Origin of the sequence: Bremerella cremea (genome assembly GCF_003335505.1) — a bacterium.
Lineage (GTDB): Bacteria > Planctomycetota > Planctomycetia > Pirellulales > Pirellulaceae > Bremerella > Bremerella cremea_A.
Genome location: NZ_QPEX01000033.1, coordinates 37,123 through 50,999 on the forward strand (window position 1 = coordinate 37,123; position 13,877 = coordinate 50,999).

10 protein-coding genes are annotated in these 13,877 nt (G+C 53.3%); 8 read left to right on the plus strand and 2 right to left on the minus strand.

What is annotated here, in order from left to right:
* Positions 1 to 8 precede the first annotated feature (8 nt).
* The 3 genes from DTL42_RS16330 to DTL42_RS16340 are packed head-to-tail and all read left to right on the plus strand — an operon-like array spanning position 9 to position 5,069.
* Entirely contained in the window at positions 9 to 1,856 is a 1,848-nt protein-coding gene (locus DTL42_RS16330; RefSeq protein WP_114369845.1) for an ABC transporter permease, read from the plus strand.
* On the plus strand, positions 1,853 to 3,790 hold the full coding sequence (locus DTL42_RS16335; RefSeq protein ID WP_114369847.1) for a hypothetical protein: 1,938 nt from the start codon (positions 1,853 to 1,855) through the stop codon (positions 3,788 to 3,790). Before DTL42_RS16330 ends, DTL42_RS16335 begins: the two co-directional genes overlap by 4 nt.
* 10 nt (positions 3,791 to 3,800) lie before the next feature.
* A complete protein-coding gene (locus tag DTL42_RS16340) occupies positions 3,801 to 5,069 on the plus strand; it encodes a hypothetical protein (protein WP_114369849.1) in 1,269 nt (422 codons plus the stop codon).
* Between the two features lie 9 nt (positions 5,070 to 5,078).
* Here the strand turns inward: DTL42_RS16340 and DTL42_RS16345 are convergent, their stop codons facing one another.
* On the minus strand, positions 5,079 to 5,738 hold the full coding sequence (locus tag DTL42_RS16345) for a class I SAM-dependent methyltransferase (RefSeq protein WP_114369851.1): 660 nt from the start codon (positions 5,736 to 5,738) through the stop codon (positions 5,079 to 5,081).
* Positions 5,739 to 6,004: 266 nt separating this feature from the next.
* Here DTL42_RS16345 and DTL42_RS16350 point away from each other — a divergent pair, with 266 nt between their 5' ends.
* The 5 genes from DTL42_RS16350 (at position 6,005) to DTL42_RS16370 (ending at position 12,766) form a co-directional block, all read left to right on the plus strand.
* Positions 6,005 to 7,774 (plus strand): hypothetical protein, encoded by a 1,770-nt coding sequence (locus tag DTL42_RS16350; protein WP_114369853.1) that lies wholly within the window; start codon positions 6,005 to 6,007, stop codon positions 7,772 to 7,774.
* The gene (locus tag DTL42_RS16355) at positions 7,771 to 8,655 is read left to right on the plus strand and encodes a glycosyltransferase family 2 protein (protein WP_114369855.1); all 885 of its coding nucleotides are present in this window, start codon (positions 7,771 to 7,773) and stop codon (positions 8,653 to 8,655) included. Before DTL42_RS16350 ends, DTL42_RS16355 begins: the two co-directional genes overlap by 4 nt.
* 359 nt (positions 8,656 to 9,014) lie before the next feature.
* Complete coding sequence (ilvB, locus tag DTL42_RS16360; RefSeq protein WP_114370050.1) at positions 9,015 to 10,745, plus strand: biosynthetic-type acetolactate synthase large subunit; 1,731 nt, start codon at positions 9,015 to 9,017, stop codon at positions 10,743 to 10,745.
* A 380-nt stretch (positions 10,746 to 11,125) separates the two neighbouring features.
* Positions 11,126 to 12,028 (plus strand): sigma-70 family RNA polymerase sigma factor, encoded by a 903-nt coding sequence (locus DTL42_RS16365; RefSeq protein ID WP_105332002.1) that lies wholly within the window; start codon positions 11,126 to 11,128, stop codon positions 12,026 to 12,028.
* Between the two features lie 201 nt (positions 12,029 to 12,229).
* Positions 12,230 to 12,766 (plus strand): macro domain-containing protein, encoded by a 537-nt coding sequence (locus DTL42_RS16370; RefSeq protein WP_234824235.1) that lies wholly within the window; start codon positions 12,230 to 12,232, stop codon positions 12,764 to 12,766.
* Here the strand turns inward: DTL42_RS16370 and DTL42_RS16375 are convergent.
* Complete coding sequence (locus tag DTL42_RS16375; protein ID WP_199590160.1) at positions 12,763 to 13,188, minus strand: secondary thiamine-phosphate synthase enzyme YjbQ; 426 nt, start codon at positions 13,186 to 13,188, stop codon at positions 12,763 to 12,765. The two genes, DTL42_RS16370 and DTL42_RS16375, sit on opposite strands and share 4 nt — an antisense overlap.
* Between the last annotated feature and the right edge of the window lie 689 nt (positions 13,189 to 13,877).

Genomic DNA, 13,877 nt, shown 5'->3' on the forward strand with positions numbered 1-13,877 from the left:
CAGTCACCATGGGGATTGAAGATAATATCCAGTCATTGAACCAGTGGCTTCTTCCCATTCCAGGCCAGCAATTAGGGGGTCTACTGACCTTTCTGATTGCCTTGGTCATTTTGATCGTCTGCGGGATCGTCTTCGGTTTTGCGGTCTCCGTCTTTCGCAACGGCCCGTTTGAAGCCTTCTATGCAGTTTTCGGCACGGCTGTGAAAGCGGTCCCTGAGCTGCTTTCGATCTCCCCCCGCCGTGTGTGGGCCATGACCTGGCTGGCGATTCAAGAAGCGATCCGGAAGAAGGTCCTCATCATTTTTGCGATCTTCTTGCTGGTGCTGCTGGTCGCAGGTTGGTATATCAACCCGAGCGCCGAGCAACCGGTTCGCTTGTATTTGACGTTCGTTCTCACCTTCCCTAAGTGGCTTGTTTTGCTGCTGGTGATCGGGCTAAGTGTTTTTAGCCTGCCAGACGACATCAAAAATCGCACGATCTACACCATCTTCACCAAGCCAGTTCTTCCGAGTGAAATTTTCCTGGGGCGACTGTTTGGTTTTGTTGCTGTGGGTACTGGCGTTTTGGTCGTGATGGCCGTCTTGTCGTACGTTTTTCTGCTGCAAGGCTTACGCCATACTCACTACATTAACGCCAATGACTTAGTCCCCGGCGAGAACGGCACCTTAATCGGGGAAACAACCGAATCGGAAGGGCATAAGCACACCGTTACCATTTATCCCGAAGGTGACGGCGAAACCGATCTGGTTCACGAACATCGCCATACGATCGTGACCAAAGAAGGTGCCGGGCCAGAAGAAAAGTACGTCGTACAAGGGCCATCGGACATGTTCCAGGCCCGCGTCCGCCATATCGGCACAGTTCAATTCCTTGATCGTTCAGGTAAGAACCCTTCTGATCGCGGTATCAATGTCGGTAAAGAATGGGAATACTTCAGCTACATCGAAGGGGGAACCTTCGGTGCGGCGGTCTTCACCTTCGATGATGTCAACGAATCGCTGCTCAACAGCGAAGGACAATTGCCGGTTGAGTTCAACCTGAGCGTTTTCCGAACGTACAAAGGAACGATCACCGAAGGGATTCGTGGTAACTACTATTTCAAAAACCCCGAAACTGGGGCTCGTAGTATCGCGATTCCATTTACCGCCAAAGAAGAATCAGACCTGCAGTACATTCCTCGCAAACTGTCCAACTTCAAAACCGACCCGAAACAACCGACGCTCGACCTGATTGAAGACCTTACGACCGAAGATAACGGTCGCTTGGAATTGTGGATTCAGTGTGTGGAGCCAGGGCAGTACTTCGGCGTTGCCCAAAACTCGGTCTACATCCTAGAAGACAACCGCAGCTTTTTGATGAACTATATCAAGTGCTACGTCGGCATTTGGTTTCAGGTGGTTTTGGTGATCACTTTCGGGCTCGTGTTCAGCACGTTCCTAAAAGGCCCAGTCGCATTGCTTGGTTCGTTTTTGGCCCTGGGCTACGGTACCATCGCCGAAGATGTCCGAGGCTTGGCTCGAAATGTTATTTTCGGTGAGAAAACCGGTTGGTACGGCGGTGGCCCGACAGAAGCCATGGTCCGTCTGTTCCAACAGAAGAACATTATGACCGAATTAGGTGACTATACCTGGGTCAAGGTTATACAATCGATTGATATGGCATTCGCCTTCATGATCTATGCCTTTGTGAACATGCTGCCTGACTACAGCATGTTCGACACGATGGGCTTTGTCGTCGATGGCTACAATATCCCGCTGGCTGTGGTCGCGGAACAACTTATCACCGTCATCGGCTTCCTCGTGGCCCTGGTCGCAGTGGGTTACTTCTTTCTGAAATCGAAAGAAATCGCAGCATGAACAAGAACAAATCTTTTCAACATAAGATTATCTATGGCGGTTGCATGATCGTGCTGCTGATCGCGATCTCGTTGATCAGCCGCCCAGCCACTACTGCCGAAGACAACCCAGGTGGCTTGCTCGCCCAATTGCGGAAGGAATATCACATTTCCGACGCCGAGCTAGGCAAGGTCGACCCGGCTAGTGAAGCGATGCGTTTATCGCTGGTTGGGCTTGATGGTGTTGCGATCACGCTCCTCTGGAACCAACTAAACGAATACCAGAAGACTGAACAATACACCCTGATGGAGGCCACGGCCCGTACGATTTCGTATTTGAACCCACACTTACTAAAGGTCTGGGAGTTCCAATCTTGGAATATGTCGTACAACGTGTCGCGCGAGTTCGATAACTACAAGCACCGCTACCTGTGGGTTAAGCGTGGTATCGAATATCACATGGACGGGACCGAATACAACTATAACGAACCGCGCATGATGAACTCCATCGCGCACTTCTTCGGCAACAAATTTGGTATCGCCGACGAAAAAGTCGAGTATCGCGAACTCTTTCCGACCGACCGGTTGTTTCATTCGAAAATCCAAGAGCACCTCGACCGCAGCGGCTTCGACGTCGTGCAAAATGCTTCTGGTGTCGTGGAAGGCAACCCAGACAACTGGCTTGTCGCCCGGCTGTGGGATCTTTGGGCCACCGATACGCTCGACAACGAACGCGGCAGCATCGGCGCAATGTCGCCGACGATTTTCTACCAATACCCTGCCAAACGTCTGATGAACTTTGGCGAGGCGATTGAAAAAGAAGGACACATTTCTGAAAAAGCCAAAGCGGCCTGGGCCAAGGCCTACGCCGATTGGAACGAATACGGCGACCACGAAATGCCGTCGACCTATGGCATCTCGATCAAGCTCAATGATGCTGACCGCCTCAACAAGGAGATAAAGGTCGATCAAAAGGAATTCGACGACAAGTACGGCCAATACGTCGATGTGATCTATCAAGAGAAACTGGCGAAACTTCCTGCAGAGAGTAAAGCGGCCATCGAGACCAAAGAGGAAGAACGTACAGACGAGCAACGAAGCCTAGCCTACGAAGCCCAACAGTCCTTGAGAGTTTCGGAGTTCGATGTGGTCAAACACATGCGAGCCAACAATATCGAAGGAACCTTGGACGCCTCGAAACTGGCAAACCAGCTCGACCAGGCCAAGTTTCTTCGAGGCGTGATTGATCGCCAAAAGGACATCGTCGCTTTCAACTACTGGAAGACACGCGCCGAATCGGAAATGACCGATCGCAACCTTGAAGCTCGCAAGCTTGTGTACGATGCCCATGAAGCATACAAGGATGCCAACCTTGTCAAAGCACGCGAACTATATGAGAAGGCCTGGGAAAAGTGGACTGAGATCTACGACGACTACCCTGCCCTCCGCGACGACTCGTCGGCAGACGTGTTGGCGGATTCCATCAAGGAATACCGTTCGCTGTTGAACCAGTTTGACGAGGACATTTCCCCCAACTTCCCGCTGCTCGATATCCTCCAGAACAATACGGACGACTTCGTTCCTCCGACCTGGAATCCGGACGACGAACCGTCGAAGGAAGAATCTCCAGAAAAGGGCCCAGAAAAGGGCACTGACGAATCGGACAAGGCTCCGATGAAAGAAGAGACTCCCAAGTCCGCAGAGAAGCCTGCTGAAGAGCCTATGAAAGCCGAAGCGGAAACCAAAGAGCCGACGGCGACCGGGCCCAAAGCAACAGAGCCGATGAAAGAACAACCTCCGGAATCGGAGCCAACCGAACCGAAGGCGGAAGAACCTCAGCCCATGGAAGAAAAGCCCGCTGCTGAAAAGGCGGAAACACCTGCCGAAGAACCGGCAGAGCAACCCGCCCAGCCGATGGAAGCCGAGAAACCAGCCGAAGAGAAATCGGACACGTAGGATTTCACGCGTGCAAACCGTTGAACACGAATCGCCCGAGGCTCGATCGGATACTGATCGAGCCTTTTTCTTATACCAACGCTTGGTAAGCTTGTTTCTGCCCATCCTGGTTGGCGTAACCTATCTGATTTGGCTTCCTCAACAGCAGTTCCCTGCGGTTCCGGTTCTGGAGGTCTTTTGTCCCGTACCTGGCTTTGTCGACCTGGGGCTATTGGGGGCAATCCTTGCTCTTTCGCTCGGACTGTTGCTAACAGGGCCTCAGTTTAAATGGGCCGCTGCCATGTGGCTGGCGTTGGCGTTCTTGTTGGTCTTCGCATTCCTGTTGAATCAACATCGCTTTCAACCTTGGGCCTATCAGTTCGCCGTGTTGGCTCTTTTCTTTGGCCTGGCCCCTCCGGCGATTGCCCGCCGCTTAGCGAGTTGGTTGGTGCTTAGCATTTACTTTTACTCGGCTTTGTCTAAGCTAAATCCTTCGTTTGTCAACGAGTTAGGCTCGGACTTTTTAGCCACACTCGGCAACTTTGTGGGCTTGAACCTAATACCCATACAGCTTGGACCCTGGAAGTGGTTCGCCCTCGCTTTCCCGGCCTTCGAGATGCTGGCCTTCCTCCTGCTGCTTAATCGTCAAACTCGAAAAGTGGGAGTTGTCGCGGCTTGCTTGATGCATGTTGGCTTGCTGTTGGTTTTGGGCCCTTTGGGCTTGAATCACAGTTGGGGCGTGCTGCTTTGGAATGTCTTCTTTTTCGTGCAAGCGATACTTCTGTTTTGGTTTCCCGTCCCAACGGCAACACCTCAACCGGCTTGCTGGAACGTTCGTCTAGCTCAAGCGATTTGCGGGCTGGTCCTTTTGTTCCCAACCTTAGAATTAATTGGTCTCGGAGACCCTTGGCCTTCGTGGGGCTTATACGCCTCGCACGTTGGGCGAACGCATTGCTTTCTGGTGCGTCATGCGGCGACGAAGCTCCCTGAAGACCTACAGAAGTATGTTGCAGCCGATTCTACCAACGATTTGTTCGTCCCGGTTGAACTCGACCAGTGGTCCCTCAGAACAACCGGCGCCCCCATGTATCCTGGCGAACGTTTTGCTTTCGCGGTGGGTAGATCTTTCGTCCTCAAGACGAATACGGCCAAGGTCGCACAGTTTGTCCTCGAATCGCCAGCTGGGCGTTTTCAGGAAGATCGTCAGACGAATAAGTTCTCTGGTGAAACACTGGCTGAGCAAAGTCGCCAACGCTTCTGGCTTAACACCTTGCCGCGCGATTATTACCTGGCGAATTGAACAATTCCCTTAGGGGCGAACGCCTGAGAACAAGGCGACCGATCCGATCTGTTCGATCTCGATGTCGTGAAGCGAATCTGACAAGCTTGCTGCGAGCGCATCTTTGGTGTCGTCCGCATTTCCAAAGATACCTTTTCGATTGTACGAAGCCATAACACGCCGCCCGAGCCAACCACGCGGTTGCGGTTGTCCTAAGATCGTCGCGCCGAAGAGTTGTCCTCCGGGGAGCAAGCTCGTAGCACAGTGCCCGATAACGCGCTTCCGGAAAGCGGCATCCCCAGGCAAGCAGTGCAGAACATACATGAGCGAAAGCGATTGAAAGGGTTCTGTTTGCAGGCTAAAAGGTTCCGCCAGGTTTGCATGGATGACTTCCGCTTGCAGCGGAGCAATCCGCTGCTCCGCCACATGCAAGCAATTCTCATTCGCATCGAGTAGCCCGATCCGGCTTTCGGAGGTCCATTTCGTGCAGCGTTCCAGAAAGAACCCTGTTCCCACTCCCACATCAAGATGATTATCGGTTACGTGTCGCTCGAACCACGCTTGAAGCTTAGCCGTTGGGCAGTTCCACAGCCAGTGATTTGAAAAGCGATGCACAATCACATCGTAAAGAGCCAACGTTTTCCGCGTGTAGATCTGGTGTCCGGCTTGTAGGTCGAGCGTATCGGGCATCAAGTTTGCAATCCCAGGAGAAACGAAATAAGAAACGGCGTCCCATTTTAACGTCCGCTTGGTTTTTATGGGGATCGCCCACTGGTGCTAATGGACATACATCCGGCGACGCTTTACAGCGGTTGTACCGACTTTGCGGAATCGGTTTGCCTTTACCGTAGAAATCGCATTACGGTTTACCCCATGCCCGTGGGATATCGCAGAGATAACGCAACCTATGGTTTTCGCATAGGTCCGTTATCATCAACTCCATTAGCAGGGCATTTGTGGACAGTTCACGGCAACTAACCAACGCTGCATCGTCACGTCGCTGGGCGGGCTGGGGGATCCTAGCCGGAACACTTCTCGCTGTCGCGATCGCGGTTAGCCCTAACGGTGCCGATCCAGACCTGTGGGGGCATGTGCAATATGGCCGCGATGCTCTGCGAGATGGACTAGCCCGCACCACAACCTACAGCTATACGGCGGAAGGATATCGTTGGATCAATCACGAGAATCTAAGTGAACTTGCCCTAGCCATAGGTGTTGATACGATCGGCCCAACCGGTTTGTTGGTGCTGAAAACGCTTTTAGGGCTACTGCTTTGTGCCATACCGTTTTGGCGTACGAAAGACTACGTCAACAATCCTTTCCCGGTGGTTGTGGTTTCGCTGTTGGTTGCGGTCAATCTAACGAATCACTGGAACGTTCGCCCGCAGCTATTTAGCTTTGGCTTTTTTGCCCTGCTACTGCTGCTGTTTGACGTCTCCTTCACTGGTTGGCAGGGGCATTGGAACTTACCTTGGTTTACTTCGCTCCGCCGAGGAGAGCCAGCCGCTGCACTCCATTGGAGTCACCGCCGGATGCGGCTACTTTGGCTTTGCGTTCCCTTGTTCTTCCTCTGGACCAATAGCCATGGCGGCTTTCTGGCTGGGCTCGGTGTGCTGGCCGTTTACCTGATTTGCCGCATGCTGGAAGCCGCTACCATGCGCGGCTGGGCTTCAGCTGGCATGCTTCGCCGTTTGATGTTGATGCTGGTCGTCGCCGTGCTGGCAACGCTGGTGAATCCGTATAGCTGGGAACTTCATCAGTGGATGTTCGCCGCCCTGCGAGTGCCACGTCCCGAGATCACCGAATGGCACCCGCTCTATTCGTTCGATATGTTTAGCATTGCCTTCCTGGCAATGATTGGCGTCGGCTTCTGGGCGTTGACGTTCTCGACGAAACCGCTCGATTTTACGCAATTGGTCGTCTTGGCCTTGGTTACCGGGCAGTCCGTGATGCACCAACGACACGCACCTTTTTTAGCGTTGTTATTTGCATTTTGGTGTACACCACACGTGGTTTCAGCGTGGCGTCGAGCGACACAGCGTAACGAATCGACCGAAGAGAACCCGCACCCAGCGTTGGTTTGGAGTGTGGTTGGCTTAGTGGCTCTGCTATTTGCCGTGCCGCTGTGGGAGCGTCTCAGTGTGATGCGAGTCGATCGCGACACCTATCCTGTCTCCGCGATTGAATTTCTCAATCAGCACAACCTACATGGCAAGACGGTGGTTTCCTACAACTGGGCTCAGTACTTCATTGCGGCTCGCTGCGGCGATGGGGAGTCGCAGGTTCAATTCGATGGGCGATTTCGTACCTGTTACCCCCAAGACGTCGTCGATCAGCACTTTGATTTCATCTTGGGCGATGCCCCAGGGATGCGGTTCCGCCAACTGGACTCCCCTGTCGATCCCACAGCAGCCCTAACCGCTGGCGTACCGAAGCTGGTATTGCTAGATCGTGGCCAACCTCACAGTGAGGCGGTCATGCGACAGAGAAGAGATTGGACGCTTCTTTATCAAGACAGTTTGGCTCAAGTATGGGGACGTCGTAATTTGTTCGACGATCCGCAATCTCCCGAGTACCTCGCCCCACAACAGCGTTCGATTTCGGATGTTGAAAAGCAAAATGGCTACGTAGCCTGGCCAGCAATCCCCACAGCCCCAGCTACAGCCACTCCATCATTGCACTTGGCTCGCGTTTCGAGCCCAAACCCCACGAGAACTCAACCATGACAGCCAGCTTACTCGAACACCCACAAGCCAATCATGCTCAGGCCTGGGAACCTACGGTCGATCATTCCTCCGATTCATACGACTTGGCTCCCTGGGAATTTCGCTTGGCAGAAACCCAAGATTTGACCGACGAGCTTACCTCCTGCGAAACGTCTTCTCCTAGTCAGCTCGACTACACTTTGCCGCACGAGTTCAAACTTTCGGTGATTGTGCCGGTTTACAACGAAGCTGATACGATCGCGACAACTGTGAGCCGACTCATGCAGTTGCCGTTTCGTACAGAAATTGTGATTGTCGAAGATGGCAGCACCGACGGAACACGCGACGTGCTGGCCCGCTTAGCCCATTTTTGCGACCTGAAAATTATCTACCACCCACGTAACCAAGGGAAAGGAGCCGCAATCCGGACGGCAATCCCCAACGTGACCGGCGATATTGTGGTGATTCAGGATGCGGATCTCGAATACGACCCTCAGGACTTGATTCAGGTCATTCGTCCTTTGATCAGCGGCGAAGCGGACGTCTCGTATGGTTCGCGTTTTTTAGCAGAGAGCTCGCCCCAGAAAAGCTCGTCGTATTTCCATCGCTTGGGCAATCAGACAATGACTTTCCTGTCCAACTGCTTAACCGGTCTGAACCTGACCGATATGGAAACCTGCTACAAGGCCTTCCCTCGTTCGATCATCCAACGCATCACGACGCAACAAAACCGCTTTGGCTTCGAGCCGGAAATCACCGCTAAACTGGCCAAGCGGCGTTATCGCTTCCAAGAATGCCCCATTCATTACCATGCACGCGATTGGTCAGCGGGGAAGCAAATCGGATGGAAGGATGCCCTTTCCACCCTCTACAGCATCGTGCGATATCGGTTTGTCGACTAACTCTATCCAACCGTCTGGCCGGGTGGTCCCCCTACCTTCTCCCGGCCAGGCGAGTCGGATATTCGCGTTATCCCGCCCGAATTCTCTTCTCTCTGCCTGGAAATACCCCACCCGAGGGTTTTTGGTTGTCGAAAAACGTCCAATTCGGTTGAACCCTAGCCCCACAAAGCCTATCCTTATAGTTTGGGCCAATGTCCCCTGACCCACTCTATGGCAATAGGGCCAGCACGATTGGCTGAAGGGCGGCTGTCGATCCGCATTGGTTCGCGGAAGAGCCGGGTCCAAAAAAAGGATTATGTTTCTATCACCGGAGAGAATCTGTGAGTACTTCGACCGAGAAAGCTTCGAATAACCAAGTCATGCTGGGCGCCGACATTATGATCGAATCGCTGGTACGACATGGTGTAGAAGTACTCTTCGCCTATCCCGGCGGTTGCAGTATGCCGCTGCACCAGGCGTTGACCCGCTACAAAGACAAGATTCGCACTATCCTGCCCCGCCACGAACAAGGTGGCTGCTTTGCCGCACAAGGGCTTGCCCGCAGCACCGGCAAAGTGGGTGCCGTGATGGCCACCAGTGGTCCGGGTGCCACCAACTTGGTGACGGCAATTGCCGACGCCAAGCTCGATAGCATTCCCCTGGTTGCGATCAGCGCTCAGGTTCCGCGAGCCGTCATCGGTTCCGACGCCTTCCAGGAAACGCCGATCGTGGAAGTTTGTCGCGGTATCACCAAGCATCATTACCTCGTGACCGATATTCATGACCTGACCCGGATCATGAAGGAAGCCTTCCATATCGCTACGACCGGTCGCCCTGGTCCGGTGCTGATCGATATTCCGAAGGACGTTCAGCTGGAACAATGCGTGCCCGATTGGGACTGCGCCATGAACCTGCCGGGCTACAACATTCAGCCACGCGTGGCTGCACCCGAGCAAATCCGCCAAGTGGCCGCAGCGATCAAGCGAGCCAAGCGTCCGGTTATTTATGCTGGCGGTGGTATTATCACCTCCGAGGCCTCCGGTGAACTTCGCGAACTGGTTAAAAAGACCGGCATTCCGATCACCATGACCGTGATGGGCTTGGGCGCTTACCCCAACAAAGACCCACTTTCGCTCGACATGCTGGGCATGCACGGCACCGTTTACGCCAATGTGGCGGTCAGCGAGTGCGACCTGCTTATCGGGCTGGGCGTTCGCTTCGACGACCGGGTGACCGGCAAGCTGTCGGAATTCGCCAAAGACGCGAAGATTGTTCACATCGACATCGACCCGAGCGAATTGAACAAGAACAAGCAAGCTCATATCCCCATCGTCAGCGACTTGAAGCCTGCCTTGAAGATGCTGAACGAAGTAGTGGAAGCCCCGGAAGACATTTCCGATTGGGTGAAGCACTGCCAGAAGCTGAAGCATGATGATCCGTTGACTTACAACAAGGAATTCGACGGCATTCTGCAGCAGCACGCCATTGCCGAACTTTCGCGGATGACGCAAGATCGCGAAACGATCATCTCGGTAGGTGTGGGTCAGCATCAAATGTGGGCCGCCCAGTTCTATCAATTCGCCAAGCCTCGCACCTGGCTTTCCAGCAGCGGCTTGGGAACGATGGGCTTCGGTCTGCCCGCCGCCATGGGTGCTCAGGCCGCCAACCCCGACGCATTATGCATCGACATCGAAGGGGATGGTAGCTTCCTGATGAACATCCAGGAACTGGCGACCTGCTACTGCGAAAACTTGCCCGTGAAGGTCCTGTTGGTGAACAACCAGCACTTGGGCATGGTAGTGCAGTGGGAAGACCGCTTCATGGCCGGTAACCGAGCCCATACCTACCTGGGCCCAATTCATCACGATGAATGGGAAGGCAAAGGAAACGACATTTACCCAGCCGAACGCTACCCTGACTTCGTCCAAATCGCCAAAGGCTTTGGCTGCGGTGGTGCGACGATCAGCAAGAAAAGCGAGCTGATTCCTGCCCTGGAAGAAATGATCGCCCACGATGGCCCTTATGTCCTCGACGTGGCCGTGCCCTACCAGGAACACGTGCTACCAATGATCCCCAGCGGTATGACCGTGAAGGATATGATCAAGTCGTAGCAGCGACCAGACAAACTGAAACCAACCGACGGGGAACGAGCAATCGTTCCCCGTTTTTTTGTTTGGGCTTTCAAGCACTAATTTCTCGCAATAAGTGCCTCTCGAAATACGGGCCAAGCCGGAAGCCAAGATTCCTCGCATTCTTCGCGGGAAAACCACACCGCTCTGCTCCACGCAATCTAACCGTTACAAACTGTTCGGTTTTTCCTACTTCTTTCCTTGTTTCGGTCGTTTCCGTTGCATTGATCACAATCGGAACATCCTGTGCCAAGCGGACTGTTTTGCCATGTGGCAAAGAAACTGATAGCACATGGACGATAGCAATGGTGTGACAGCGTGAAAATATTTCCCCCGCCACGATCCGAAAGCATAGAAGCACCATGGCCACTAAGACCAAACGGAGCGAAACGGAGTTCGACGATTTCGAATCCGTGCAAAGTCCGCTCGAAACCTATCTGCGTGAAATCAACGAGACCGCCCTGTTGTCCGCCAAGGAAGAACGGGAACTCGCCCAGGCCATTGGCAACGGAGATGTAGCGGCGCGCGATCGGATGGTCCGCGCTAATTTGCGTTTGGTCGTGAATATCGCTCGCGGGTACACAGGCAAGGGGCTCGGTCTGCAGGATCTGATCGAAGAAGGCAACCTGGGACTCTTGCGTGCGGTCGAAGGTTTTGATCCGGCAATGGGTACTCGCTTCAGTACCTATGCCAGCTACTGGATCAAGCAGTCGATCAAGCGAGCGCTGATCAACTGCGCCAAGACAATCCGCATTCCGGCTTACATGGTCGAATTGCTCTCGAAATGGCGGCGGGCCACCAATCGTTTGACGGAAGAGCTTGGCCGGACGCCAACTCCAGAAGAAATCGCTCGCGTGCTGGGTTTGCAGAAAAAGAAACTGCCGATCATCAAGAAGGCAATCCGCATCTACAACAGCACCCCGCAAACCGATCAAACCGACAACGGCTGGTCGCTGGGCGAGATGGTGACAGACGAGCGGCTGAAGAATCCGGAAGAGGAACTGGTCGAACATGACGACCTAAAGCACGTTCGTGAGATGCTCAAGACGATGGACGGCCGCGAGTCGACCGTCTTGAAGATGCGTTTCGGCCTTCATGGCGAAGAGCCGCACACGCTGAAGGAAATCGGCGAAAAGCTCGGTTTAACCCGGGAACGTGTACGTCAAATCGAAACGGAAGCCCTCAATCGCCTAGCCGAAGGCCTGCAAGACCCTCGCGAACGGATGCTAGAAGGGCCCATCCGACGACGCGGTGTGCGGAAATAGTTTGAACCGTTGTCACACCGTAGATCTGTCACACCAAGAGGGGCCCGACGAGTGCCCCTCTTTTTTTGTTGGCCCGTTACGTCTTGCCAACATTAGTGTTTTATATACACTAACAATATGGACTCAATCAAGATTTGGCTCATTCACCCCAATCAAAAGATGTGCCAGGCATTCCAGACGCGTTTCGCGGGACTGCCTGAAGTGCGAGTCCTTCAGACTTGCTTTGAAGACCTAGAGCCGCACGACTGCTTTGTGACGGCGGCAAACTCATTCGGAATCATGACGGCCGGGATCGATGCGGCTGTGGTGCGGTACTTCGGAGAAGAACTCATGCAAAAGGTTCAATTCCGCATCATGAACAACTACTTGGGAGAACAGCCGGTCGGTTCGGCATTTCTTGTCGAAACCAACCACCCTTCGATTCCCTATGTCTGCCATGCACCAACGATGCGTGTGCCAGGAGGCATCGACGGAACCGATAAGGTCTATATGGCGACCTGGGGTGCCTTGCTGGCAATCTACCAACACAATCAAAACAACCAACGTCAGATCGAGACTGTCGCTTTTCCCGCATTTGGCGCCGGTTTTGGGGGCGTTCCCTATGCAGAGGTTGCACGACAAATGGCCGCTGCCTACGATCACTTCCTCAATCCGCCTCACCGACTGGACTGGGATTGGGTTGCTCGCCGTCAGAAATCGATCTGCTACGACGGAAACCGCCAAGTTGTCCGTGGCTAATGAGCTTCCCCCTGAATGGTGAGCACCAATCTTCGTCCGCTAGCATGGTTGCGATGTTCACAAAGATAGATCCCCTGCCAGGTTCCTAGATTGAGGCGTCCTTCGGTAATCGGAACAGTGACACTGCTTCCCAGCATGGCGGCTTTAATATGAGCTGGCATGTCGTCTGGCCCCTCCATGGTGTGAATATAAGGGAAGCTCTCTGGAACGATTTTGGAAAAAGCCATTTCCAGATCGACCGGAACGTCTGGGTCCGCGTTCTCGTTAATGCCCAAACTAGCCGAGGTGTGCTTGATGAAAACATGAAGCATCCCCACACGAATACCCCCTAAATCAGGCAATTCCGCTAACACTTCGCGAGTGATTAAGTGAAACCCACGACGACGTGCGCGGACAGTTATTTCTTTTTGTATCCAGGTCATCACACATCCCAAGAGGCGAGAATATTCTCAAAAAAACGGACGCCACAAAAAATATTTCGCAAGGGGGCTTGCTTGCTGATTGGCATAGTTTGGCCAATCGTTGGGTACTCAGTAATCGTCAAAGTGAACCTTTAGTAGCAGTTAAGTCTCCATTAAGCTATCGCTAATGACACTTCCCACTCAAGTAGTTAGTGCGTGGGCAAAACGAGCCCATCTGCAGATCCCTCATTAGGCGGAAAGTCTTAACTGGTCTAAGCTTAGCAGAAGCATCTGCCTTGCGGTAACGCGCAGAAAATTGTATTGACACGTTAAGAGATCGATAAATAATCGTGTGCTTGATCGGAACAGAGATGGATTCACTGGGAAGATCAACGGCCTACTCTCACAAAGACTCGACCCACAAAAGAAATCACACATTTTTAATGGTCGAGTTGGAGGCCGTCAGCACAGCAAGCCGAGAACTGTTTGGTCTAGAGCCTATAGTTCCTACGGTAGACAACCGGTACCAGTTCCTGCAGGAAACGTTTAGTTGCGGTTCTTTGGTTTGAAACAGGTGGTCCTGTGCTGTCTTACGGGCGAACGGATATTGCTCTCGATACCCCATCAAGGTTGGCTGGCCTTTAACTTAGGTCCGCTTTCCTTCAATACGAAATGAACAGGTCGGTCATGTCGACCGTACGTAAATCACG

What these genes read in the sequence shown, in the direction of transcription:
- DTL42_RS16345 (WP_114369851.1), bottom strand. Translation starts at nt 5,738, where the DNA reads ATGCCCGATACGCTCGACCTACAAGCCGGACACCAGATCTACACGCGG.
- DTL42_RS16335 (WP_114369847.1), top strand. Translation starts at nt 1,853, where the DNA reads ATGAACAAGAACAAATCTTTTCAACATAAGATTATCTATGGCGGTTGC.
- ilvB (WP_114370050.1), top strand. Translation starts at nt 9,015, where the DNA reads ATGCTGGGCGCCGACATTATGATCGAATCGCTGGTACGACATGGTGTA.
- DTL42_RS16330 (WP_114369845.1), top strand. Translation starts at nt 9, where the DNA reads ATGGGGATTGAAGATAATATCCAGTCATTGAACCAGTGGCTTCTTCCC.
- DTL42_RS16375 (WP_199590160.1), bottom strand. Translation starts at nt 13,188, where the DNA reads ATGACCTGGATACAAAAAGAAATAACTGTCCGCGCACGTCGTCGTGGG.
- DTL42_RS16365 (WP_105332002.1), top strand. Translation starts at nt 11,126, where the DNA reads ATGGCCACTAAGACCAAACGGAGCGAAACGGAGTTCGACGATTTCGAA.
- DTL42_RS16355 (WP_114369855.1), top strand. Translation starts at nt 7,771, where the DNA reads ATGACAGCCAGCTTACTCGAACACCCACAAGCCAATCATGCTCAGGCC.